We start from the raw sequence: 24,178 nt of genomic DNA, 5'->3' as shown, positions 1-24,178 counted from the left end.
GCGGTGCACCGTGGCGCCCTGCCATGGCCTCTGCGCGTTCTCCGTTTGCCTGCCTATTACCTGTCGCCGCGCGTTGCCGTGGTGCCAGCCAGCGGAGAACCCTGATGAGCGAATCCACCGAACGCGACGAACGCCACCTGGCGCGCATGCAGCGCAAGAAGGCGGTCATCGACGAACGCATCGCCAATTCCCCTAACGAATGCGGCCTGCTGCTGGTGCTGACCGGCAATGGCAAGGGCAAGAGCAGTTCGGCCTTCGGCATGCTCGCGCGCGCCTTGGGCCATGGCATGCAGTGCGGCGTGGTGCAGTTCATCAAGGGCCGCAACAGCACCGGTGAGGAACTGTTCTTCCGTCGCTTCCCCGAACAGGTGCGCTACCACGTGATGGGCGAGGGCTTTACCTGGGAAACCCAGGACCGCCAGCGTGACATTGCTGCTGCGCAAGCCGCCTGGGCGGTGTCGCGCCAGTTGTTGCAGGACCCAGGTGTACAGTTCGTGGTGCTGGACGAGCTCAACATCGCCCTCAAGCATGGTTACCTCGACCTGGACCAGGTACTGTCCGACATTCAGGCCCGCCCGCCCATGCAGCATGTGATTGTCACTGGCCGCGCTGCGAAGCCCGAGATGATCGAGCTGGCCGATACCGTGACCGAAATGGGCATGCTCAAGCACGCCTTCCAGGCCGGTATCCGCGCACAGAAAGGCGTCGAACTGTGAGTCGATCGCGCCACTGTCCCGCCGTGTTGATCGCGGCACCGGCCTCTGGCCAGGGCAAGACTACCGTCACTGCTGCGCTGGCCCGCCTGCACCGTAACCTCGGGCGCAAGGTGCGGGTGTTCAAGTGCGGGCCCGACTTTCTTGACCCGATGATTCTCGAACGGGCCAGTGGCGCGCCGGTGTATCAGCTGGACCTGTGGATGATCGGTGCCGAGGAAAGCCGTCGCCTGCTGTGGGAGGCTGCCGGCGAGGCTGACCTTATCCTCATCGAAGGGGTGATGGGGCTGTTCGACGGCACCCCGTCTAGCGCCGACTTGGCACGCCACTTTGGCGTGCCGGTGCTGGCGGTGATCGATGGCACAGCCATGGCCCAGACCTTCGGCGCCCTGGCTCTGGGCCTGGCGCGTTACCAGGCCGATCTGCCGTTCGCCGGCGTGCTGGCCAATCGGGTAGGCAGCCTGCGCCATGCGCAACTGCTGGAAGGCAGCCTGACCGAAGGCTTGCGCTGGTATGGCGGCTTGTCCCGCGAGCGCGGCATCGAACTGCCCAGCCGCCACCTGGGCCTGGTGCAGGCCAGCGAGCTGAATGACCTGGATACCCGTCTGGACGCTGCCGCCGAAGCGCTGGGTGCTAGTTGCGATGCGGCGTTGCCGCCGCCAGTGAGCTTTGCCGAGCCCGAACCGCAAACCTGCGCTGCCTCGCTGGCCGGTGTGCGCATTGGCGTGGCGCGGGACGAGGCGTTCGCCTTCACGTATGGCGCTAACCTCGACCTGCTGCGCAACCTTGGTGCCCAGCTGGTGTTCTTCTCGCCGCTGCACGACCGCGAACTGCCGGCAGTCGACAGCCTGTATCTGCCGGGTGGTTATCCAGAGCTGCATCACCATGCGCTGGCCGCCAACGCACCGATGTGCGAAGCAATCCGCGCCCACCATGCGCAGGGCAAGCCATTGCTGGCCGAGTGCGGTGGCATGCTGTACCTGCTCGATGCCCTGACTGACGTGGCCGGTGAACGTGCCGAACTGCTCGGCCTGCTGCCGGGTGAAGCCACCATGCAGAAGCGCCTGGCCGCCCTGGCGCTGCAGGCAGTGGAGCTGCCGGAGGGGACCTTGCGCGGTCACACCTATCACCATTCGCTGACCAGTACTGCGCTGGAACCGATTGCCCGCGGTCTGAGCCCCAACGGCGGGCGTGGCAACGAGGCGGTCTATCGTCTGGGCCGGCTGACGGCCTCTTACGTGCACTTCTATTTCCCTTCCTGCCCGGATGCGGCGGCGGCGCTGTTGCGACCATGAATGATCACGCCTATAGCGACGCCGAGCGCGCCGCAATCTACCGGGCCATCGGCGAGCGCCGCGACATGCGCCATTTCGCGGGTGGCCAGGTAGCGCCCGAGCTGCTTGGCCGCTTGCTGGCCGCCGCGCATCAGGCGCCCAGTGTCGGGCTTATGCAGCCATGGCGATTTATCCGTATCACCCGGCGTGACCTGCGCGGGCACATCCAGGCCTTGGTGGAGGCGGAGCGGATACGCACGGCCGAGGCATTGGGCGAGCGATCCGATGCCTTCATGAAACTGAAGGTGGAGGGCATAAACGATTGCGCCGAGCTGCTGGTGGCGGCCTTGATGGACAACCGCGAACCACACATCTTCGGCCGCCGCACCCTGCCGGAGATGGACCTGGCCTCGCTGGCCTGTGCCATCCAGAACCTGTGGCTGGCCGCGCGTGGCGAAGGGCTGGGCATGGGCTGGGTGTCGCTGTTCGACCCGCAGGCGTTGGCCGCGCTGCTGGGCATGCCCGCCGGTGCCAAGCCGGTGGCGGTACTGTGCCTTGGGCCGGTCGCCGAGTTCTACCCGGTGCCGATGTTGGTGCAGGAAAACTGGGCCGAAGAGCGGCCGCTGAGTGAAATGCTTTACGAAAACCAATGGGGAGAGCGTCAATGAGCGTGGCCTTGCTGACCGTGGCCGGGGTGGCCCTGGACGCGTTGCTGGGCGAACCACAGCGCCGCCACCCCTTGGTGGCCTTCGGCAATATGGCTGGCAACCTTGAGCGCCGTCTGAATGCTGGCGGGCGCGGCTGGCGTAGCCACGGCGTGAGTGCGTGGTTTCTGGCGGTGGTGCCGCTGACCCTGGTGGCGCTGGTCCTTTCGTGGCTGCCATATATCGGCTGGCTGGTTGACGTACTGGCGCTGTACTGCGCCGTGGGGCTGCGCAGCCTGGGCGAGCATGTGCTGCCGGTGGCCAACGCTTTGCGCCAAGGCGATCTGACGGAGGCGCGGCGCCGGGTTGGCTACCTGGTCAGCCGCGAAACGCGCGAACTGGACGAGCCAGCAGTGGCCCGAGCGGCGACCGAGTCGGTGCTGGAGAACGGCAGCGATGCAGTATTCGCCGCGTTGTTCTGGTTTGTGGTGGCCGGTGCGCCCGGCGTGGTGCTGTACCGCCTCAGCAACACGCTGGATGCCATGTGGGGCTATCGAAACGAACGCTTCGAGCGCTTTGGCTGGTGCGCGGCGCGCATCGACGATGTGCTCAACTATATACCTGCGAGGCTGGTGGCCCTGACTTATGCCCTGTTGGGCAAGACCCGTCTGGCCCTGGTCTGCTGGCGCAAACAGGGCCCGCTGTGGGACAGCCCCAACGCCGGGCCGGTGATGGCTGCCGGCGCCGGTGCGCTGGGCGTGGAACTGGGTGGCCCGGCGGTGTACCACGGCGAGTTGCATGAGCGGCCGCGCCTGGGCGAGGGGCCAGTGGCCGATGCCGATGCCATCGAGCGCGGCTGGCAGTTGGTGCAGCGCGGCGTGTGGCTGTGGCTGCTGGTGATCTGCCTGGGGGCGTATATCAATGCTTGAACATGGTGGCCGCCTGCTTCGCGCGGTGCAGCAATACGGTATCGCCCGTGAGCAGTGGCTCGACCTGTCCAGCGGCATTGCGCCCTGGCCATTCCCGATCCCGCCGATTCCCGTCGACGCCTGGGCCCGCCTGCCGGAAACCGAGGACGGCCTGGAGGACGCCGCGCGCGCGTATTACGGCGCCCGCCAGTTGCTGCCGGTCGCCGGCTCCCAGGCCGCGATCCAGGCCTTGCCGCTGCTACGAACAGCCGCCCGGGTAGGCGTGCTGACGCCGTGCTATGCCGAACACCCCTATGCCTGGCAACGGGCGGGGCACCAACTGCTGGCGCTGGAGGAGGCGCAAGTTGAGGCTGCGCTCGACGGCCTCGATGTGCTGGTGCTGGTGAACCCCAACAACCCGACCGGCCACCGGGTATCGCGCGAACGCCTGCTGGCTTGGCATGCCCGCCTGGCTACCCGCGGTGGCTGGCTGCTGGTCGACGAAGCATTCATGGACAACACCCCGGCAGACAGCGTGGTGGACTGCGCCGAACGCCCGGGGCTGATCGTGCTGCGCTCGTTTGGCAAGTTCTTCGGCCTGGCCGGCGTGCGCCTGGGCTTCGTTGCCGCCGAACGCAGCTTGCTGCTGCGCCTGGCCGAGCTGCTCGGCCCATGGACCGTCAATGGCCCGACCCGAGTACTGGCCCAGGCCAGTCTGGCTGATCAAGCTGCCCAGCGCGCGCAGGCCGAACGCTGTGCTGCTGCCAGCCAGCGGCTTGCGCACGTGCTGCACGCGGCCGGCCTGGCGCCCAGCGGTGGCTGCGACCTGTTCCAGTACGTGCGTAGCGCGCATGCTGCGCGACTGCATGAATTTCTCGCCCGGCGCGGCATCCTTGTACGGTTGTTCGAACAGCCAGCGGCCGTGCGCCTGGGGTTGCCTGCCTGCGCCGCGGACGAACAACGCCTGGCCCAGGCCTTGGCGGCTTATCAAAAGGAAACGGCATGACGACCCTCATGGTGCAAGGCACCACCTCCGACGCAGGCAAGAGCACATTGGTGACCGCGTTGTGCCGCTGGCTGCTGCGCCAGGGGGTCGCTGTGGTGCCATTCAAGCCACAGAACATGGCGCTGAACAGCGCGGTGACGGCTGATGGCGGCGAAATCGGCCGTGCCCAGGCGGTGCAGGCCCAGGCCTGCCGGCTACAACCGCACACCGACATGAACCCGGTGCTGCTCAAGCCCAACAGCGATACCGGCGCCCAGGTCATCATCCACGGTCGCGCGGTCACCAGCATGAATGCAGTGGCCTACCACGACTACAAGACCACGGCCATGCAGGCAGTGCTGGCTTCTCACCAGCGCCTGAGTGCCGCGTACCCGGTGGTCATGGTCGAAGGCGCGGGTTCGCCGGCAGAGATCAACCTGCGTGCCGGCGATATTGCCAACATGGGCTTTGCCGAAGCGGTGGATTGCCCGGTGATCCTGGTGGCCGACATCAACCGCGGTGGAGTATTCGCCCATCTGGTGGGCACGCTGGAATTGCTGTCGCCCACTGAACAGGCGCGGGTCAAAGGTTTTGTCATCAACCGCTTCCGTGGCGATATCGCCCTGCTGCAGCCAGGGCTGGACTGGCTGGAACAACGCACCGGCAAACCGGTGCTGGGCGTCCTGCCTTACGTTACTGACCTGCACCTGGAAGCCGAAGACGGCATCGATGTGCGCCAGGGCGTCAAGCACGAGCGTGTGCTCAAGGTGATCGTGCCGGTGCTGCCGCGTATCAGTAACCACACCGACTTCGACCCGCTGCGCCTGCACCCGCAGGTGGACTTGCAGTTCATCGGCCCGGGCCAGCCGATTCCGGCTGCCGACCTCATCATCTTGCCGGGCTCCAAGAGCGTGCGCGGCGACCTGGCACAACTGCGCGAGCGCGGTTGGGACAAGGCTATCGAGCGGCACTTGCGCTATGGCGGCAAGCTGATCGGTATCTGCGGTGGCCTGCAGATGCTGGGGCGCGAAGTGCATGATCCGCTGGGGCTGGAGGGGGCCGCAGGTTCAAGTCAGGGGCTCGGCCTGCTCGACTATGCCACGGTGCTCGAAGCCGAGAAGCAACTGCGAAATGTTGCCGGCACACTGAGCCTTGGGGCGGCAACGGTAACCGGTTATGAAATTCATGCTGGCGTGACCACCGGGCCTGCTCTGGAGCAACCCGCAGTCCAACTGGCTGATGGCCGCCATGATGGTGCTGTCAGTGCCGATGGCCAGATCCTCGCCACCTACCTGCATGGCCTGTTCGAAGGCAGCCAGTCGTGTGCCGCGCTATTGCGCTGGGCCGGGCTGGAGGATGCGCAGGTTATCGACTACGAAGCGTTGCGCGAACACGACATCGAGCGCCTGGCCGATCTGGTGGAAAAGCACCTGGACACCGCACAATTGCGCCAGCTGTGTGGGGTGGCCTGATATGCGTAACCTGATCCTCGGTGGTGCCCGGTCTGGCAAAAGCCGCCTGGCTGAACAGTTGGCCAGTGCCAGCGGCTTGCCGGTGACCTACATCGCCACCAGCCAGCCGCTGGATGGTGAAATGAACGAACGCGTGTTGCTGCATCGCCAGCGTCGGCCGGATGACTGGGGGTTGATCGAAGAGCCCTTGGCCCTGGCTGCGGTACTGCGCGCCGAGGCGGCCGAAGGGCGCTGCCTGCTGGTGGATTGTCTGACCCTGTGGCTGACCAATTTGTTGATGCTCGAAGATGACCAGCGCCTGGCCGAGGAGCGTGATGCCCTGTTGGCGTGCCTGGAACAGTTACCTGGCACCCTTATCCTGGTCAGTAACGAAACCGGCCTGGGCGTGGTGCCCATGGGCGAGCTGACCCGGCGCTATGTCGACCTGGCCGGCTGGCTGCACCAGGCTGTGGCCGAACGCTGTCAGCGTGTCGTGCTGACCGTGGCCGGCCTGCCCCTAATTCTCAAAGGACCTGCACTATGACCCAAGCCTGGTGGCGTGACGCCTGCCAACCCCTCGACAACGCCGCCATGGACCAGGCCCGCGCCCGTCAGCAGCAACTGACCAAACCTGCTGGCTCGCTCGGCCAACTTGAAGAGCTGGCCATTCAGCTGGCTGGCCTTCAGGGCCTTGAACGACCAGCACTGGATCAGGTAGCCATCACCATTTTTGCAGGCGACCACGGCGTGGTCGAGGAGGGCATCTCGGCCTACCCGCAGGCGGTGACCGGGCAGATGCTGCGTAACTTCGTCGGCGGGGGCGCGGCGATCAGTGTGCTGGCGCGGCAACTGCAGGCCAGCCTGGACGTGGTCGACCTGGGCACCATTGACGCGCAGTTGGAGCTGCCCGGCGTGCGCCATCTGCGTCTGGGCGCCGGTACTGCCAACTTTGCCCGTCAACCCGCGATGAGCGAAAACCAGCTGCAAGCGGCCTTGCAGGCCGGCCGCGACAGTGCCCAGCGTGCTGCCGAACAGGGCGCGCAGCTGTTCATCGGTGGCGAGATGGGCATTGGTAACACCACCGCCGCCGCAGCCTTGGCCAGTGTTCTGCTAGGGTGCCCGGCGTCGGCGCTGAGCGGTCCGGGTACCGGCCTGGACAACGCCGGGGTGCAGCACAAGGCCGAAGTCATCGAGAGGGCACTGCGCCTGCATGGCCTGCGTGCTGAAGACCCGTTGCAGGTACTGGGCTGTGTTGGCGGTTTTGAGATCGCGGCGTTGGCCGGTGCCTACCTCGGTTGCGCGCAGGCGGGCGTCGCGGTGCTGGTGGATGGCTTTATCTGCAGTGTCGCTGCGCTCGTGGCAGTGCGCCTCAACCCGCAGTGTCGGGCCTGGTTGTTGTTCGCTCACCAGGGTGCTGAGCCTGGGCACAAGGGCTTGCTTGCTGCGCTGCAGGCCGAACCCTTGCTGGCCTTGGGCTTGCGACTGGGTGAGGGCAGTGGCGCTGCCCTGGCGGTGCCGCTGTTGCGCCTGGCCTGTGCGCTGCATGGGCAGATGGCGACCTTTGCCGAGGCCGCGGTGGCGGACCGCCCGGCATGATCCTCGACTTGCTGCGCCATGGTGAAACGGAACAGGGCGGCCTGCGTGGCAGCCTTGATGATGCCTTGACCGACAAGGGCTGGCTGCAGATGCGCCGCGCCGTGGCCGACGCCGGACCATGGCAGGTGCTGGTCAGTTCGCCGCTGCAGCGCTGCGGGCGTTTTGCCGATGAGCTGGGTGCGCAATTGAAACTGCCAGTGCAGCGTGAGCCCGCCCTGCAGGAACTGCACTTCGGTGATTGGGAGGGCCAAACTGCGGCGCAGATCATGGAGCACCAGGCCGATGCACTGGGGCGTTTCTGGGCCGACCCTTACGCCTTCACACCGCCCAATGGCGAACCGGTCGAGGCGTTCGCCGAACGGGTGCTGGCGGCGGTCGAGCGTTTGCGCCTTCAGCATGCCGGCAAGCGCGTGCTGCTGGTGACCCATGGCGGCGTGATGCGGCTGTTACTGGCCCGCGCCCGTGGCTTGCCCAGGGAGCAGTTGCTGCAGGTCGAGGTTGGCCATGGCGCATTGATGCAGCTGGTGCCGGGTGACGACGGGCAACTGGTCGAGGCGCCCTGAGATGTTGCCGTTCTGGATCGCCTTGCAGTTTCTCAGCAGCCTGCCGGTGAGTCTGCCGGGCATGCCGGCACCGCGTGAGGTGGGGCGTTCGCTGCTGTACTACCCGCTGGTCGGGCTGCTGTTCGGCTTGCTGCTGTGGTTGGCCAGTCATCTGCTACAGGGCACGCCGCCGCCGCTGCACGCGGCTTTGCTGCTGACGTTGTGGGTACTGCTCAGTGGTGCCTTGCACCTGGATGGCCTGGCGGACAGTGCCGACGCCTGGCTAGGTGGTTTCGGCGACCGTGAACGCACTTTGCGGATCATGAAAGACCCGCGCAGTGGGCCGATAGCCGTGGTCACCCTGGTCTTGGTGTTGTTGCTGAAGTTCTGCGCATTGTGGGTGCTGGTCGGGCAGGGTGTCGGGGCGCAATTGCTGCTGGCGCCGTTGATCGGGCGGTCGGCGATGTTGGGCCTGTTCCTTGGCACACCTTATGTGCGACCAGGCGGGTTGGGCCAGGCGTTGGCCGAATATTTGCCCCGGCGTGCAGCCGGGTGGGTGTTGCTGGTTTGTGTGGTGTTCTGCCTGTTCCTGGGCGGATGGAGTGTGCTGCTGGCGCTGGCGGTGTTTGCCTGGTTGCGGTATCTGATGTGCCGGCGCCTGGGCGGGACCACCGGGGATACCGCAGGCGCGTTGCTGGAGTTGCTGGAGCTGGCCGTTGTGCTCGGGTTGGCGCTGGGGCTTTGAGCGTTTGGCCCGACGGCCCTTCCGGGGCTGTTTTGCAGTGCTTTCGCGAAAGGCCTCATAGGTGGAAGGGGCAGTAACTTCCGGCAACGGTCCGATAGCGCCGGCATCTCCTTTGTCGGCGTATCCTCAGTCTCCCCTCGCGCAACCAGGTAGGCTTCCCGTGCATCACTGGATCTTTGCCAGTCTATTGGTCCTGTCCACCCTCCCAGCCACTGCTGCAGATCTCATGGCGTTCTGGGACACCCCACGCCACGGCGGCAACAGCTTCAACCGGCTGCCGCCCGATCAAGCCTACTTCGATGCCCTGAGGGGGTACGGCGCCACCTGGGTGCGGCTGTCGTACGACAAATGGCAACCGGTGAGACGTGATTTCCTCCTCGGCAGCGCCGATACCTATGAAGGCCTGCCCGAGGCCGACCTGGCTGTGCTGCGTGCCACCCTCGACCGGGCGCACCAGGCAGGGCTCAAGGTGGTCATCGCGCCACTCTCGCTACCGGGTATGCGCTGGGCGCAAAACAATCAGGGCCAGTTCGATGATCGCCTGTGGCAAGACAAACGCTACTGGTCCCAGGCTGCGGCCTTCTGGCGAGATATGGCGCGCGAACTGAAGCACCATCCGGCCATCGCTGCCTACAACCTGATCAACGAGCCAGCACCGGAGAAACAGAGCGGCCTGGCTGAACATGCCGAACGCAGGCAGATGCAGCAGTGGTATGTGCAAGAGCAGGGCGGTGCGCGCGATCTGCCCTTGCTGTACCGGCAACTGATAGCGGCCATTCGCGAAGAAGACGCTGATACGCCGATCATGGTCGATGCCGGCTGGTATGCAGGTGCAGACGCGTTCGGCTACTGGCCAGCCCCGCTGGAAGATGCGCGAGTGCTGTACAGCGTGCACATGTACGAGCCCTATGCCGCTACCAGTGCGCCGAACATGGCGCGCAAACATCCCATTGCCTATCCAGGTCCCGTACCTTTTGCCGGGCAGATCCAGCTGTGGGATGGGCAACGAGTGGAACGCTATCTGCGCCAGCCGCTGGCATGGGCCGAAGCCATGGGTGTGCCGCTTTCTCGCCTGGTGGTGGGCGAGTTTGGCTGCATGCGCAGGCTGCCGGGTTGCCGGCAGTATCTTGAAGATGTGCTCGTCGTGCTGGATCGCAACCGGTTGCACTGGGCGTTCTATAGCTTCCGTGAAGACAACTGGGATGGCATGGACTACGAACTGGGCACTGCGAAGGTGCCGTGGCGCTACTGGCAGGCGATCGAGCAGGGCGCGCCAGACCCCTTGGCGCGCAAGGCCACGATTGAGTTCGAGCCGATCCGCAGGCGCTTGAACCCGGACTGACGCTTCTCATCCCTTGTGAAACTTCTTGCAACAGTCAGTATGCGGGTATATACACGTATCCATGCTGACCAGTGAATGTATCTGTACCCATCTGCGTCGTGCCGCCCGCGGGGTGAGCCGGCATTACGACGAAGCCCTGGCCGGCTTTGGGGTCAATGTCGCCCAGTTTTCCCTGCTGCGGCACCTGCAGCGGCTCGACCGGCCCAGTATCACAGCATTGGCCGAAGCCATGGGGCTCGAGCGCAGTACCCTGGGCCGCAACCTGCGTGTGCTGGAGGCGGATGGGCTGGTCGCTCTGGGCGATGGCGACGACCAGCGTAACCGCGTGGTGCTGTTGACCGAGGCGGGTAAGCAACTGCTGCACGTTGCCCACCCAGCCTGGGAGCAGGCCCAGAAAGAACTGGTTGAACGGCTTGGGGTGGGGCAGCGGGATGAACTGGTACGACTGCTGGAACAACTGGCCTGAATTGATACGACTATAAGCGGGTATATACCCGTAAAAACCTTGCGATGTGCTGGAGATAACGACAATGACTTCGGTGTGGCGAACCAGCGGATGGGTATTGGTGGGGGCGGCCTTGATACTGGCGCTGTCTCTGGGCGTACGGCACGGCTTCGGACTGTTCCTGGCGCCGATGAGTGCTGACTTTGGCTGGGGGCGTGAGGTGTTTGCCTTCGCCATTGCCCTGCAGAATCTGATCTGGGGGCTGGCGCAGCCGTTCGCTGGTGCCTTGGCCGACCGGCTTGGCGCGGCACGGGTGGTCATCATCGGCGGTATCCTCTATGCCGTCGGTTTGGTCCTGATGGGCATGGCTGATTCGGCCTGGTCGTTGTCGCTGAGTGCGGGCTTGCTGATTGGCATCGGCCTGTCCGGCACGTCGTTCTCGGTCATCCTCGGTGTGGTCGGGCGTGCTGTGCCGGCTGAAAAGCGCAGCATGGCCATGGGTATCGCCAGCGCCGCCGGGTCATTCGGCCAGTTCGCCATGTTGCCGGGCACCCTTGGCCTGATTCAGTGGCTGGGCTGGTCGGCAGCGTTGCTGGTGCTGGGGCTGATGGTGGCGTTCATCGTGCCTTTCGTCGGCTTGCTGCGCGATCGCCCGTTACCCAGTCACGGTGGCGAGCAGACCCTGGGCCAGGCGCTGCGCGAGGCGTGCACGCACTCCGGTTTCTGGTTGCTGGCGCTGGGCTTTTTTGTCTGTGGCTTCCAGGTCGTATTCATTGGCGTGCACCTGCCGGCCTATCTGGTTGACCAGCACCTGGCTGCGACCACCGGTACAACAGTGCTGGCGCTGGTCGGCCTGTTCAACATCGTCGGTACCTTCACCGCTGGCTGGTTGGGCGGGCGCATGTCCAAGCCACGCCTGCTGACCGGGTTGTACCTGCTGCGTGCGGTGGTGATCGTGCTGTTTCTGTGGGCGCCGGTGAGCGAGTTCAGTGCTTACCTGTTCGGCATTGCCATGGGCCTGTTGTGGTTGTCCACGGTACCGTTGACCAATGGTACCGTGGCCACCGTGTTCGGGGTGCGCAACCTGTCCATGCTGGGCGGTATCGTGTTCCTGTTCCATCAGTTGGGCGCGTTCCTGGGAGGCTGGCTGGGAGGGGTGGTGTATGACCGCACCGGTAGCTACGACCTGGTTTGGCAGATTTCCATCCTGCTCAGCTTGCTGGCTGCTGCCCTTAACTGGCCGGTGCGTGAACGCCCGGTCTCACGCCTGCAGGCCCAGGCTGCATGAACCGCTACCTGATACGCGGCCTGTTGGCTATTGCCGCTTTGCTGCTGCTGGCACTGGTGTGGTGGGGCTGGCATCAGGGTGGGATGGCGCTGATGCAACTGGGCATGAGTGTGTGTTAGGCGCTACCCTGCAAGCTCAAGGATTGTCATGCGGGAGAAACGAGTCATGCGTGCACATTGGTTGACGGTGCCGGTGCTGGCCCTGCTTGCCAGTACATCGAGCTGGGCAGCGGATTGCCCGGCGTTGTTGCAGGGCAGCCTGCCGGAATTGCGCGGCAAGGGGCAGGTCGAGCTGTGCGAGCGCTTTGCCGGCAAGCCGCTCGTGGTAGTGAACACTGCCAGTTATTGCGGTTTTGCCCCGCAGTTCGAGGGGCTTGAGGCGACGTACAAGGAATATCACGAGCAAGGGCTGGAAATGCTCGGCGTGCCGTCCAATGACTTCAAGCAGGAGGACGCCGACAGTGAGAAGACGGCCAAGGTTTGCTATGCCAACTACGGTGTCACCTTCACCATGACCAAGACGCAGGCGGTGCGGGGCAAGGATGCGATACCGCTGTTCGCGGAGCTGGCCAGCCAGAGCAGTGCACCGAAGTGGAATTTCTACAAGTATGTTGTCGACCGCAAGGGCAAGGTGATCGGTAACTTCTCCAGCCTGACCAAACCGGATGATCCCGCGTTCCGCGCCGCTATCGAAAAGGCCATCGCCTCTCAGCAGTAACCGGACTGCACCGGCATCGCCAGCTGGACGGCCTGTGCTTCGAAGCGGCATTCGGCAGTGTATTTCGATGCCCTGAGTTAGATGGCATCGTGCGTCGAACCTGGCATTAGGTGCCTGGGTAGTGCCCGGGCGACAGCTGGCAAGTGCAGGCATGAAAAAAAACCGCCACGAAGGCGGTTTTCATGTAACGCGCAAGAATCAGAAGCGGTAGGTGAGGGAAGCACCGATGCCGTGAGCGCTGTTCTCGTACTTGGCCTGGTAGCTGCCTTTCAAGGCGCCTTCCGTCAGTGAGTCTGGCTGATTATTGACCTTGGTGTCCTCTTCCCACAGATAGGAGTAGGCAACATCGATGGTCATGTCATCGTTCGGGCTCCAGCCGGCACCAAAGCTGACCGCTTTGCGGTCGCCGGTAGGAATACGTGGCGAGCGATCATGGTTGTTGGTGGGCGACTGATCGACGGAGAAGCCTGCACGCAGGGTCCATTCCTTGTTCACCTTGTAGGCAGCACCGATGGCGTGTGCCCAGGTGTCATGCCAGTTCTGTTCCTCGGTGATGGTCTGCAGCGGGTAGCTTGCTAGTGCTTCGTTTTTGACGACGATGCTTTCCAGGCGGCTCCAGCGCGTCCAGGTGCTCCCCGCATACAGTGTCCAGTGGTCATCCAGTTCATGCGTGACCGAGAAGTCTACGGACTCTGGTGTCTTGATTTTCAGGCTGGCGTCGAACTTGCCACTGAGACCAGCAAGGGCAACCGGGTAGGAAACACGGGTATCGCCTTCAAGCTTGTAGTCGACCATCGAGTGGTAGGTCAGGCCCAGGCGGGTGCGATCTGTGGCTTGAACAAGGACGCCGATGTTGTAGCCGATAGCGGTGTCGTCGCCCTTGATTTTGACTTCGCCATCAGGGCCGCCACCCACAACCCCGGGGAAGGCCTTGCTGCTCAGGTTCGAACCCAGTTCACCCTTGATGCGGTTGATGGTCGGGCCAAAACCGATCGACACCTTGTCGTTGAAGGCGTAGCTGACGGTTGGCTGGAAGGTGACAACCTCGACCTTACTCTTCTTGCCCCAGTAGCGCGCGGCATCGTCGCTGCCGTAGTCGGTTACCAGGCCGAACGGTACGTAGACACCAAAACCGACGCTCCAGTGGTCATCGATCGGCTTGACGTAGTAACCCATGGGTACGCCAACGACAGGCACCATGTCACCATCGGTTTCCCCCCCGAAGTTGCTGCCTGGGCCCGATATATCGGTCTTGGCGATGACGGCAGCGCCGCCCACGGTGAATTGTTCGCGTTTGAGGCGGGACATGCCGGCCGGGTTGCCATACACAGTGCTGGCATCTTCGGCAGAAGACGAGCGCCCCGCGAAACCGGTTCCCATGCCGCTGATACTTTGTTCGTTCAGCGCGAACCCGGCGGCGAACAGTTGGCTGGAAGCAAGCGCAACAGCTACGCCGAGGGAGGTTTTGAGCATTACTTTTTTCATTATTAGAAAACTCCTTGGGATCTCCGGGGCGAAAAGCTACCAACAAATCACGCGCTGCGCTATAGGCTCAATCGCAGGAGTTAGAGCTGTTTTGTAGGACAATCCGACCAAAATTCCCTTTTTTCCGGTTTAGTTGTAGGACGCGTCTCAAGATGCCTGTGGCATTTTCTGATTTATGCAGGCCTGCCAGGCGTGGGTGAAGTCGCGCAGGCGACCTTGGGGGTTGAAAATCTGTCGCCAGATCCGCGCCAGTGCCAATAGATCGTCCGCCGCAGGCAATGGTGTGGCCTGCTCTTCGATGAGCATCCAGGCAATGGCGGTGGAATAGCGCAGGTTGACGGTGAGCTCCAGGTGCGGGCCACCAAGGAAGGCGTGCTGGCTGGCCAGGCCGCGGACCAGGCTGGCCAGGTCGGGGTCACGGGCCAGGTAATCGTCCCAGAGCGCCTGGTGACGCTGTTCACCGATACGGTAAAGACCATGGCCGCGTCGGTCATGCAGGGCTGAGCCGAGGGCTGACTGGCTGGCAGCGATGCCCAGTAACAAGGCTTCGGCGCTGGCGCAGTGACGGTTCAGGTAGACCAAGGTGGGTCGGATCACATACTGACACAATTCATTCGCCGCAATACCCATGATGCCCTCGAGCAGGTAAGGGCCGGACGGGCGCTGGAGCTTGGCAGCTGGTGAATGATCAGGCCCGCCGGGAGCGGAAAGCACCGCTCGAGTTGAAGTGTAGTGTGATAATCGTGGTGTAAAGAGCTGTTTTTAAATCGATTGCTGCCTGATGCTCCGGGCTATATGCCCTACGGCAATTATGCCGCGAGCGTTCAGGCAGGCTTGCGATGGGATGATTCAGCGCTTGAATACACCGGTATTCGCCGGTCACGCGGTGAGCGACTGACGAGTCCGGGCGATCACCGCCTGCAGCGGTTCGTTGCGGCTGTACTGCTCGTGGTACAGGCGTTCGGTATGGCAGGCAACGCCGTGTTCGTCTACCAGGGTGAAGCTGAAGCTGCCCTTGCGTGGGGCAACGATAAGGCACTTCAACGGCGAGAAGGCCTGGGAGAGGGTGCCAATGGCAGCCTGAATCTGATGATGAGTTTGCATATTGTTGGAGGTTCCTGCTTTAAACACGGGGGATATGATCCGTGCATGATAGAAACGTTCCAGTGACGCCTTTATTAAGGGACGAACGAACCTGACTGGAACAGGGCAGCCAGAGGGGGCGCAATCAAATGTAGGCGCTTGGGCTGACTGGTAGGTACTTCGGAAGGCAGGCAGCACGCCGGGGCCAAGGTTCTAGGCCGTCGAGGTGGGATCCTGATCAATCTGTCATGTGATTCGTGCTTGCGCAGCGCTAGGCTGGCGAGTGAACCATTGAATGGGCCGGTCCTGGTTTCAGCAGAGCTGCTTTTGGGGGAGCGAGTCTGCAAGGACGCTTGCGGCCAGAATTGACTTTCAGCTTGGTACTAACGAGGGGCACCTTACCGGAAGTGCAGATGTTTGGCAAGCACTACGTTTGTTCAGGTGAGCCGCGCAGTATGGCGCGAATTCTCGCTGCTGGGAAGAGGGGGTAAATGGCCCAAATGCCGGCCGATGTGCCCTTTTCGGGCACCCAAATGGAGGTTTATGGTGCACTTGTTCACATTCGGGGCAGCGCTTGTAACGGCTTGGCAACACCACCCCGCAGCCTCGCCAATGCCTTGACTGCGTGGTTAAGTCAATGAAAAAAAACACTATTTTTAGCTGGTGAAAAAATCGTCAGTTTGACCAAAACCCCCAATTCATGGGGGTTTGAGGGGTGTGAGAGGGGGTTGTCCACCGAGTTATCCACAGGAACTGTGGATTGTCCCGAGCGCTTGCTCTAGCACGGGCGTGCCAGCAATGGGATGAACTGTCCGACAATCGTCATGCTCCAGCAGACCGGTTGGTCATCCACCTGAAAACGTCAAGAAAAGATCATTGAATTTTTTTTCAATCCGCCAGAAATCGACAGGCCAAGGCGAAAAAAAAAGAGTAGAGTGGCGCGCCTTTCGAGTCACCAAACCTGTTGCTCATGAAGTTTCGCGGTAAACACCTCGCCAGCCCCACTGCATCGACACTTGCACCTCCCGCTAAACGCTTTTCCCTGAAAGTGGCCCTGTGGTTGCTCGACAGCCCGCGCCTGGGCGACAAACCTCAGGTCAAGCACCTAGCCGGGCACCTTTTGAAGCAGCCGGCGCGCGAGGGGGTGGTAGTGGCGCAAAGCCGACTGGGGCAGATGTTGTGCCGCGATTGTGGCAACGCCCGCGACCGCCGTATTGGCCATGAGCTGCTGCGTCAGGCAGCCCGCGCAGGGGATCGGCGGGCGCAGCTGGAGTACGCTCGGCTGTGTCAGCACAACGAGCCGGAGCAGGCGCGCTATTGGCTCGAGCTTGCCGCAGGGCAGGGGTCGCAGGAAGCGCGCCGGTTGCTGCGACAGTGGTTTGCTGCCTGAGCGCTGTTGCCTGCGCGGGCCCTTTCGCGGGCAAGCCCGCTCCCACCAGATTACCTCTGTCTTCAGGCTTGCGCGGCACTTGCAGAAGCGGGTTTACCCGCGAATACGGTAGCAGCAGCAAAGGTGGACGGCGGGTGATAATTGGCCAGCAGGCCCGGTCCTTTCGCGGGTAAACCCATCTACAGGCGACCGCGCAGGCTTTTCAGATTTTGAGCAAGACAGTTGCTTCCACCTGTGGGAGCGGGCTTGCCCGCGAAGAGGCCGATGCAGGCAACACACCAGTCAGGCTGATAAGCTGCACTCAATTTGCATCAGAGCGTTCGGGGTAAGCATGACAGTGGATCTGGCCAGCATTCTGCTGGGCTTGGTGGCAGGCGCAATACCCTGTCTGGTGTGGGTCATGCAGGTGCAGCGCCGCCAGGGCGCACGGCAAGGTGAGCAGGCCTTGCTCGAAGAGCGCCTCAACGCTGCCCAGTTGGCCCAGGCCGGTCTGCAGGCGCAACTGGATGCCAGTCGCGACGAGGTCAGCGACCTCAGTGAAGCCAATGCCGTCAAACAGGCCCAGCTGGCCGCCCAAGGCCGTGAGCTGGAGCTGCTGCAGATCGACCGCGACAATGCCCGTGACGCCGCCCACGCCTGGAGCCTTGAGCGCGCCAACCGCGAAGCTGAACTGCGCCGCCTGGAGGCGCAAACGGCGCGCCTGGACGCAGAACTGCGTGAACAGCAGGAAAGCCACCAGCAACGTCTGGAAGACCTGCAGGAGGCCCGTGACACCTTGCGCGCCCAGTTCGCCGACATGGCCACCAAAATCTTCGACGAGCGCGAACAGCGCTTCGCCCAGACCAGCCAGCAGCACCTGGGCCAGTTGCTCGACCCGCTCAAGGAGCGCATCCATGCCTTCGAAAAACGCGTGGAGGAAAGCTACCAACAAGAGGCCCGCGAGCGCTTCTCGCTGGGCAAGGAGCTGGAGCGCCTGCAACAGCTCAACCTGCGTCTGTCCGACGAAGCCACCAACCTTACCCAGGCCTTGAAAGGCCAGAAGACCCAAGGTAACTGGGGGGAGCTGATCCTCGAACGTGTGCTGGAGCATGCCGGCCTGGAAAAGGGCCGCGAATACCAGACTCAGGTCAGCCTGAAAAGCGCCGACGGCGAGCGCTTCCAGCCGGATGTGCTGATCATGCTGCCCGGCAACAAGCAGGTGGTGGTGGACGCCAAGGTCAGCCTCACGGCGTACCAGCAGTTCGTTGCCGGCAACGACGAAGCCGCGCTCAAGCAGCATGTGCAGTCGCTGCGCAGCCACGTCAAAGGCCTGTCGAGCAAGGACTACAGCCGCCTCGAAGGCCTGCACAGCCTGGATTTCGTGTTGTTGTTCGTGCCCATCGAGGCGGCCTTCTCGGCGGCCCTGCAGGCCGAGCCGAACCTGTTCCAGGAGGCCTTCGACCGGCAGATCGTGATTGTCAGCCCTACCACGTTGCTGGCGACCTTGCGGGTCATCGACAGCCTGTGGAAGCAGGAACGTCAAGGACAGAACGCCCGCGAGATTGCCGAGCGTGCCGGCTGGCTCTACGACAAATTCGTGCTGTTCATCCAGGACCTGGACGAGCTGGGCAGCCGCCTGCAGCAGGTGGACAAGGCTTATGCCGCAGCGCGCAACAAGCTGTGCGAAGGGCGTGGCAACCTGGTCAGCCGAAGCGAGCAGCTGAAGCTGCTGGGGGCCCGCGCCAGCAAGAGCTTGCCGGCAGACCTGCTGGAGCGGGCGCTGTCCGACGAAGCGCTGCCCGACGTAGCGGTTACTGAGCCAGGCTCAGATGGCGATTGAGCAGGGCGCGCAAGGCCGCCGGCTTGACCGGCTTGGCCAGGTAGTCCAGGCCTGATGCGTGTACCAGGGCAATGGTTTCCTTGCTGCCGTCGGCGCTGATCACTACACCGGGTACCGGCTCACCCAGCCGTGCTCGAAGCCAGCCCATCAGCCCTGTGCCGGTCTCGCCGTCGTCCAGGTGATAGTCCACCAATGCCAGGTGCGGGCGCATGCCCTTGGCCAGCAAGGCTTCGCATTCGGCCTGGTTGCGCGCGGTCCATACCTGGCAACCCCAGCGGCTCAGCAGGCTGTTCATGCCGATCAGGATGCTGTCTTCGTTGTCCACGCATAGCACTTGTAGCCCGGCCAGTGGCTGGCCGCCCTGTTGTTCCACGGGGGCGCTTGGCGCCGCGGCGGCCTGGCGCGCAATCGGTACGCTGACGCGGAACACCGTGCCTTTGCCCGGCCATGAGCGCACTTCCAGCGGATGCCCCAATACCCGGCACAGCCCGTCTGCGATTGCCAGACCCAGGCCTAGCCCCTTCTCGGCGCGGGTCTGGTGGCTGTCCAGGCGCTTGAACTCCTGAAAGATCACTTGCAGCTTGTCGTCAGCAATGCCCGGGCCACGGTCCCAGACCTCCAGCCACAGGCGCTCGCCCTGTCGGCGCGCGCCCAGCAGGATCGGGCTCTTGCCATAGCGCAGGGCATTGGTGAGGAAGTTCTGCAGCACCCGGCGTAGCAGTTTCATGTCGCTGTCCACCCGCAGGCGGCTGCCGCGCAGGCGGAACTCCAGGCCCTTCTCGGCCGCCAGCAGCTTGAACTCGGCGCCCAGGGTGTCGAACAGCTCATTGAGGGCGAAGGGTTTGGCATCCGGGGTGATCTTGCCGTTTTCCAGGCGCGAGATGTCCAGCAGGTCGCTGATCAGCTCTTCAGCCGAGCGCAGCGAGCTGTCCATGTGCTGTACCAGTTGCTGGGCCTCTTCGTTCATGCCCTCGGCCTGTTGCGACAAGGCGGCAGAGAAAAGCCGTGCGGCGTTCAAGGGTTGCATCAGGTCATGGCTGACGGCGGCCAGGAAGCGGGTCTTGGACTTGCTCACTGCTTCGGCCTGGCTCTTGGCTTCGGACAGCGCCTGGTTCAACTGCGACAGTTCGTGGGTGCGCTCCGCCACGCGTTGCTCAAGGCGTTCGTTGGCATCGCGCAGGGCCTGCTCGGCCTCGCGGAACGGGGTGATGTCGGTGAAGCTCATGACAAAGCCGCCGCCCGGCATGGGGTTGCCGATCAGCTCGATCACCCGGCCATTGGGGAACAGCCGCTCGGAGGAGTGCGCGCGGCCCTGGCGCATCCAGTGCAGCCGCCGCGCCACATGCACCTGCGCTTCGCCGGGGCCGCACAGGCCGCGCTCGGCGTTGTAGCGGATGATGTCGGCAATCGGTCGCCCTACGCTGATCAGCCCGTCCGGGTAGTTGAACAGCTCCAGGTAGCGGCGGTTCCAGGCCACCAGGTGCAAGTTCTGGTCGACCACGCTGATGCCCTGGTTGATGTTTTCGATGGCGCCTTGCAGCAGGGCGCGGTTGAACTGCAGCACCTCACTGGCTTCGTCAGCGATGCGCACCACGTCTTCCAGCTGCATGTCGCGGCCTTCGATGGCTGCTTTGACCACGGCACGGGTCGAGGAGGTGCCGAGCACCCCGGCCAGCAGGCGTTCGGTGTGCTCGATCCAGTCGCCATCGGCGTTCTGGTTCGGGTTGAAGCCCTTGCCCTGGCGGTAGGCAAAGCGGATGAAGCTCTGCCGTGCGCGCTCTTCTCCGACAAAGCGCGAGGCCAGGGTCAACAGGTCGTCGATCTGCACCGCCAGCAGCGGCTTGCTGCTGGGCCGCGCGCTGGTCTGCTGGCCAATGAAGCGGCCGGCCTGCCAGTGCTCGGAAACCCGTGTGCGCGACAGCACCGAAACCCAGGCGAACAGGGTGAAGTTGCCTGCCAGTGACAGCACCACACCTTGGGTCAGCGGACTGATCGGCAGGTTCAGCGGGTTGCCATGCAGCCACGCAAGGCCAGGGAACAACTGCAACGACCAGCCCAGGCTGTGCGCGGCAATCGGCAGCACCAAGGTGTAGAACCACAGGAAAATGCCGGCGGCCAGGCCGGCGAACACACCGCGACGGTTGGCCTGCTTCCAGTACAGCGCGCCAAGCATGGCCGGGGTGAGCTGGGTCACGGCGGCAAAGGCGATCTGGCCGATGGTCGCCAGGCTGGCGGTGGAACCCAGCAGGCGGTAGCTGACATAGGCCAGCAGCAGGATCACCACGATGGTTACCCGGCGTACCGAAAGCATCCAGTGGCGGAATGCTTCGAAAGGCCGCTCGGCGTTATTGCGGCGCAGCAGCCAGGGCAGCAGCATGTCGTTGGACACCATGGTCGACAGCGCCACGGCCTCGACGATCACCATGCCGGTGGCCGCCGAGGCGCCGCCGATGAACGCCAGCAGGGCAAGGCTCGGGTGCGCCTCTGCCAGCGGCAGACTGATGACGAACGAGTCGGAGATCACCGTGCCTGGCAGCAGCATCTGCCCGGCCAGGGCAATCGGCACCACGAACAGCGCGGCCAATGCCAGGTACATGGGGAATACCCAGCGCGCCAGGCGCAAGTCCTGCGGCTCGATGTTCTCCACCACGGTAACGTGGAACTGCCGGGGCAGGCAGATGATTGCCATCATCGCCACGGCGGTTTGCACCACCATGGACGGCCAATTGATGGTTTCTTTCCAATAGTCCTGCAAGTGGATCGACTGGCGGGCCTGGCTGAACAGGTCGTCGAAACCGTCATACAGGTTGAAAACGATGAAGATGCCCACGGCAAGGAACGCCAGCAGCTTGATCATTGATTCGAAGGCGATCGCCAGGACCATGCCACGGTGGTGCTCGGTCACATCCAGGCTGCGGGTACCGAAGACGATGGCGAACAGCGCCAGTACCAGCGATATCACCAGCGCGGTGTCCTGCACGCGGGTGCCGGTGGCATCGGCGTTGGCGCCGATCAGCAGGTTCACGCCCAGTACGATGCCCTTGAGCTGCAAGGCGATGTACGGCAGCACGCCGACCAGGCAGATCAGCGCCACCACCACTGCCAGGGTCTGCGACTTGCCGTAGCGCGCGGCAATGAAGTCGGCGATCGAGGTGATGTTCTGCTGCTTGCTGATCAGCACCATCTTCTGCAGCACCCAAGGCGCGAAGATCAGCAGCAATACCGGGCCCAGGTAGATTGGCAGGAACGCCCAAAGCTGTTCGGCGGCCTGGCCCACCGCGCCGAAGAAGGTCCAACTGGTGCAGTACACGGCCAGCGACAGGCTGTACACCCAGGCGCGCAGCTTTGGCGGCAAGGGCGTGCTGCGACGGTCGCCGTAGAAGGCGATGGCGAACATGATGGCCATATAGGCCAGGGCGACCACGGCGATCAGCCCGCTGGACAACGACATGAAGACTCCGAAGCAAAAAGGTAACGCGGTCCCGATCAATCAGTCTGGCACGCAAGTGCCGCTTCGTCAGCGCAGACGATGGTTGTAGGAGCGGGTTCACCCGCGAATAGGCAGGAACAGGCAACATCAAACCGTGCGGGTACCCAACCCGTAAAACACCCCTGCCAGTATCACCGACAACACCAGCAGGTAGAAGACCGCCCCTGGCCACAGGTGTGCCAGTGCAAACCCCACCATCACTGGGCCCAGCGCCGCCCCCAGATTGGACAGGTTCTGTGCGCCGTAATACACCCCGCGCAAGTGCTCCGGTGCAATCAGGTCGATGAACATGTACTCGGCCGGGATCACGATGATTTCACCCAGCGTGAACACCAGCATCGCCAGGCACCAGGCCAGCACCGAGCCAGCCAGTGCAAAACCCAGCAAGCCGGCGATAAACAGGCCCATGCCGGCCAACAGCCACGGCATCAGGCGCTGGCGGCTGATACGCCGGCCAATCAGATACTGCAAGGCAATGACCGTCACGGCGTTGGTGGTGACCAGATAGCCGATCAGCCGTGCGGCTGCGGTGGGGTTGCTGGTTACCACCAGGTACTGGGACAGGTAGGCGGTGAACTGGCCGAACACCACCGCGCTCAGCACCCCTCCCGCGGTAAAGCACACCAGCCGACGATCCCGCGCCAGCCCCAGCGCCACTTGGCCGAAGCCGGCCGCAGGTTTGTCCGGCGCGCTGGCCTGCAGGCTGCGATCACCCAGGCGCCAATAAGCCAGGCACATGGCCAGGCCAAGCAGGGCAGAGGCGAGGAACGGCACATGGTCGTTCAGTTCAAGCATGGCCACGCCCAGCAACGGGCCGGCGGCGTAGCCAACGTTGCTGAGGGTGTACTTGATGGCGAAAACCTCGGCCCGCTCATCCACTGGCAGTAACGCGCAGAAGCCCGCCTTGGCGGCGATGTCGACCACTGCCAGGGCCAGGTTGATCAACACCAGACAAAAGAAGAACGGCAGTGCCGAACGGCTGGCGACCGCGCCGACGAAGGCCAGGGCGAACAGCAGGGTACTGATGCTGACCAGCGCGTGGTTGCTCAAGGTGTCGACCAGATGGCCACCGTACAGACTCAATAGCGAGGCGACGATCAGCGCGCCACCGATCAGCAGGCCGATCTGGCTGATCGGCAGCTGGAAATTGTCTGCCAGGTAAACCACCAGGTAGGGCAGGGTGAGGGCGCGGGCGATGGTAAGCGTGAAGGTGGTGGTGAGCAGCAGGCGAACGGTGTGCGGGTAGCGTTTTATGGCGGCGAGCATTGCCACGTCCTTGTTATGCGGGTTTGCCGGGCACAAGCATAAGCCACAAGCGGCCCTTGCAGCAGCACCGACAACATTCGAGTGAATGCGGGAATTCTCCGGCCGCTTCACAGCCCTCCGCGACACAAGGCCGCGTCACAAGCAAAAGGGCGACGGGCGGAGGATTGACAGCCCGACAGGCTGGGGGAATACTCTTGAAAAATTCATATATATGTTTATATAACAAGACGAGAGCGAGACCCATGCACCCATTGACCGGTGATGCTCGACTGCCCCGCTACCAACAACTGCGCGACCACATGGTCGCGCAAATTGCCAACAACCGCTGGCGTCCGGGGGAAGCGATCCCGACCGAAGCAGCCTTGGCCACCGAGTTCGACCTGTCGATCGGCACCGTGCGCAAGGCTGTCGATGTGCTGGTAGCCGAAGGCGTGCTGGAGCGTCAGCAGGGTCGCGGCACCTTCATTCGCCGCCCGCAGTTCCAGTCGTCGCTGTTCCGCTTCTTCCGTTTCGAAGCCGCCAATGGCGAGCGCGTGGTGCCGGAAAGCCGCATTCTCTCTATCGAGCCGCTTCCGGCGCCTTCGGCGGTGGCCGAGGCATTGGGCCTGGCGGGGGAGGCTGATGTGATCCGCATCGTTCGCACCCGTCTGCTTGGCGCCCAGCCGGTGCTGGCTGAAGAGATCTGGCTGCCGCGTCAAACCTTCCAGCCGCTGCTGGACGTGGATTTGAACAGCAAGGGCCCACTGCTGTACCCGATCTACGAAGCGCTGTGCGGTCAGGTGGTCGCCTACGCCGAAGAGACCCTGACCGCCGAAGCGGTCGACGCGGTGCATGGCCGCTTGCTGCAACTGCCGGCCGACAGCCCGGTGGTAGTGATCGAGCGCCTGGCCCGGGATTACGCCGGCAAACCTCTGGAATGGCGCCGCTCGCGCGGCCATGCGCAGCACTTCCGCTACCGCATCGACATTCGCTGAACCGGTCGCTTCACCCTTTTA

General features: G+C 63.6%; 23 protein-coding genes. 18 read left to right on the top strand and 5 right to left on the bottom strand.

Features of this window, described 5'->3' with window-relative positions:
- The first annotated feature begins 104 nt into the window (after positions 1 to 104).
- The 15 genes from cobO to ACE4QZ_RS20835 all read left to right on the top strand — a co-directional run bounded on the left by cobO (position 105) and on the right by ACE4QZ_RS20835 (position 12,650).
- Positions 105 to 716, top strand: coding sequence for a cob(I)yrinic acid a,c-diamide adenosyltransferase (gene cobO, locus ACE4QZ_RS20905; RefSeq protein ID WP_014754250.1), 612 nt, complete (start codon positions 105 to 107; stop codon positions 714 to 716).
- Positions 713 to 2,008, top strand: coding sequence for a cobyrinate a,c-diamide synthase (locus tag ACE4QZ_RS20900; RefSeq protein ID WP_021782520.1), 1,296 nt, complete (start codon positions 713 to 715; stop codon positions 2,006 to 2,008). The genes cobO and ACE4QZ_RS20900 overlap by 4 nt, the downstream gene beginning before the upstream one ends.
- Positions 2,005 to 2,655, top strand: a complete 651-nt coding sequence (bluB, locus tag ACE4QZ_RS20895) for a 5,6-dimethylbenzimidazole synthase (RefSeq protein ID WP_084850377.1) — start codon at positions 2,005 to 2,007, stop codon at positions 2,653 to 2,655. The genes ACE4QZ_RS20900 and bluB overlap by 4 nt, the downstream gene beginning before the upstream one ends.
- The gene (gene cbiB / locus ACE4QZ_RS20890) at positions 2,652 to 3,560 is read left to right on the top strand and encodes an adenosylcobinamide-phosphate synthase CbiB (RefSeq protein WP_103443846.1); all 909 of its coding nucleotides are present in this window, start codon (positions 2,652 to 2,654) and stop codon (positions 3,558 to 3,560) included. Before bluB ends, cbiB begins: the two co-directional genes overlap by 4 nt.
- Positions 3,553 to 4,545 (top strand): threonine-phosphate decarboxylase CobD, encoded by a 993-nt coding sequence (cobD, locus tag ACE4QZ_RS20885; RefSeq protein ID WP_103462940.1) that lies wholly within the window; start codon positions 3,553 to 3,555, stop codon positions 4,543 to 4,545. Before cbiB ends, cobD begins: the two co-directional genes overlap by 8 nt.
- Positions 4,542 to 5,996, top strand: coding sequence for a cobyric acid synthase (locus ACE4QZ_RS20880; RefSeq protein WP_084850375.1), 1,455 nt, complete (start codon positions 4,542 to 4,544; stop codon positions 5,994 to 5,996). Before cobD ends, ACE4QZ_RS20880 begins: the two co-directional genes overlap by 4 nt.
- A gap of 1 nt (position 5,997) precedes the next feature.
- Entirely contained in the window at positions 5,998 to 6,519 is a 522-nt protein-coding gene (gene cobU, locus ACE4QZ_RS20875; RefSeq protein ID WP_003252463.1) for a bifunctional adenosylcobinamide kinase/adenosylcobinamide-phosphate guanylyltransferase, read from the top strand.
- On the top strand, positions 6,516 to 7,571 hold the full coding sequence (gene cobT, locus ACE4QZ_RS20870; RefSeq protein ID WP_101196193.1) for a nicotinate-nucleotide--dimethylbenzimidazole phosphoribosyltransferase: 1,056 nt from the start codon (positions 6,516 to 6,518) through the stop codon (positions 7,569 to 7,571). The genes cobU and cobT overlap by 4 nt, the downstream gene beginning before the upstream one ends.
- Positions 7,568 to 8,134, top strand: coding sequence for a histidine phosphatase family protein (locus ACE4QZ_RS20865; RefSeq protein WP_084850374.1), 567 nt, complete (start codon positions 7,568 to 7,570; stop codon positions 8,132 to 8,134). Before cobT ends, ACE4QZ_RS20865 begins: the two co-directional genes overlap by 4 nt.
- A gap of 1 nt (position 8,135) precedes the next feature.
- A complete protein-coding gene (locus tag ACE4QZ_RS20860; RefSeq protein ID WP_021782513.1) occupies positions 8,136 to 8,858 on the top strand; it encodes an adenosylcobinamide-GDP ribazoletransferase in 723 nt (240 codons plus the stop codon).
- 226 nt (positions 8,859 to 9,084) lie between these two features.
- Positions 9,085 to 10,200 carry a glycoside hydrolase family 5 protein gene (locus ACE4QZ_RS20855; RefSeq protein WP_021782512.1) on the top strand — a complete coding sequence of 372 codons (1,116 nt, stop codon included), beginning with the start codon at positions 9,085 to 9,087 and terminating at the stop codon, positions 10,198 to 10,200.
- 61 nt (positions 10,201 to 10,261) lie between these two features.
- Positions 10,262 to 10,666, top strand: coding sequence for a MarR family winged helix-turn-helix transcriptional regulator (locus ACE4QZ_RS20850; RefSeq protein ID WP_003252473.1), 405 nt, complete (start codon positions 10,262 to 10,264; stop codon positions 10,664 to 10,666).
- A gap of 64 nt (positions 10,667 to 10,730) precedes the next feature.
- Positions 10,731 to 11,933, top strand: a complete 1,203-nt coding sequence (locus ACE4QZ_RS20845) for an MFS transporter (RefSeq protein ID WP_021782511.1) — start codon at positions 10,731 to 10,733, stop codon at positions 11,931 to 11,933.
- Complete coding sequence (locus ACE4QZ_RS20840) at positions 11,930 to 12,052, top strand: hypothetical protein (protein WP_010952738.1); 123 nt, start codon at positions 11,930 to 11,932, stop codon at positions 12,050 to 12,052. Before ACE4QZ_RS20845 ends, ACE4QZ_RS20840 begins: the two co-directional genes overlap by 4 nt.
- Before the next feature lie 46 nt (positions 12,053 to 12,098).
- Positions 12,099 to 12,650, top strand: coding sequence for a glutathione peroxidase (locus ACE4QZ_RS20835; RefSeq protein ID WP_014592086.1), 552 nt, complete (start codon positions 12,099 to 12,101; stop codon positions 12,648 to 12,650).
- A 198-nt stretch (positions 12,651 to 12,848) separates the two neighbouring features.
- Here the strand turns inward: ACE4QZ_RS20835 and ACE4QZ_RS20830 are convergent, their stop codons facing one another.
- From ACE4QZ_RS20830 to ACE4QZ_RS20820, 3 genes are all read right to left on the bottom strand, one after another.
- Positions 12,849 to 14,135 (bottom strand): OmpP1/FadL family transporter, encoded by a 1,287-nt coding sequence (locus ACE4QZ_RS20830; protein WP_101196191.1) that lies wholly within the window; start codon positions 14,133 to 14,135, stop codon positions 12,849 to 12,851.
- A gap of 147 nt (positions 14,136 to 14,282) precedes the next feature.
- Positions 14,283 to 14,765: a hypothetical protein gene (locus ACE4QZ_RS20825; RefSeq protein WP_021782509.1), complete on the bottom strand. Its 483-nt coding sequence runs from the start codon at positions 14,763 to 14,765 to the stop codon at positions 14,283 to 14,285.
- Positions 14,766 to 15,014: 249 nt separating this feature from the next.
- The gene (locus ACE4QZ_RS20820; RefSeq protein WP_016501083.1) at positions 15,015 to 15,239 is read right to left on the bottom strand and encodes a hypothetical protein; all 225 of its coding nucleotides are present in this window, start codon (positions 15,237 to 15,239) and stop codon (positions 15,015 to 15,017) included.
- Positions 15,240 to 16,188: 949 nt separating this feature from the next.
- Here ACE4QZ_RS20820 and ACE4QZ_RS20815 point away from each other — a divergent pair.
- A complete protein-coding gene (locus tag ACE4QZ_RS20815; protein WP_028698010.1) occupies positions 16,189 to 16,608 on the top strand; it encodes a tetratricopeptide repeat protein in 420 nt (139 codons plus the stop codon).
- 445 nt (positions 16,609 to 17,053) lie between these two features.
- Positions 17,054 to 18,427: a DNA recombination protein RmuC gene (rmuC, locus tag ACE4QZ_RS20810; protein WP_162149588.1), complete on the top strand. Its 1,374-nt coding sequence runs from the start codon at positions 17,054 to 17,056 to the stop codon at positions 18,425 to 18,427.
- Here the strand turns inward: rmuC and ACE4QZ_RS20805 are convergent.
- Together ACE4QZ_RS20805 and ACE4QZ_RS20800 are read right to left on the bottom strand one after the other, a co-directional pair.
- The gene (locus ACE4QZ_RS20805) at positions 18,399 to 21,878 is read right to left on the bottom strand and encodes a PAS domain-containing hybrid sensor histidine kinase/response regulator (protein WP_021782506.1); all 3,480 of its coding nucleotides are present in this window, start codon (positions 21,876 to 21,878) and stop codon (positions 18,399 to 18,401) included. The two genes, rmuC and ACE4QZ_RS20805, sit on opposite strands and share 29 nt — an antisense overlap.
- 126 nt (positions 21,879 to 22,004) lie before the next feature.
- Positions 22,005 to 23,183, bottom strand: coding sequence for an MFS transporter (locus tag ACE4QZ_RS20800; protein ID WP_021782505.1), 1,179 nt, complete (start codon positions 23,181 to 23,183; stop codon positions 22,005 to 22,007).
- A 242-nt stretch (positions 23,184 to 23,425) separates the two neighbouring features.
- Between ACE4QZ_RS20800 and ACE4QZ_RS20795 the strand changes: the two genes are divergently transcribed.
- Complete coding sequence (locus ACE4QZ_RS20795; RefSeq protein ID WP_028698008.1) at positions 23,426 to 24,157, top strand: GntR family transcriptional regulator; 732 nt, start codon at positions 23,426 to 23,428, stop codon at positions 24,155 to 24,157.
- The last annotated feature ends 21 nt before the right edge of the window (positions 24,158 to 24,178 follow it).

It is taken from the genome of Pseudomonas sp. DCA-1 (assembly GCF_046523955.1).
Lineage (GTDB): Bacteria > Pseudomonadota > Gammaproteobacteria > Pseudomonadales > Pseudomonadaceae > Aquipseudomonas > Aquipseudomonas putida_Y.
The sequence above is the reverse complement of the archived record's forward strand: the minus strand, read 5'-3'. Positions and strand labels throughout refer to the sequence as shown.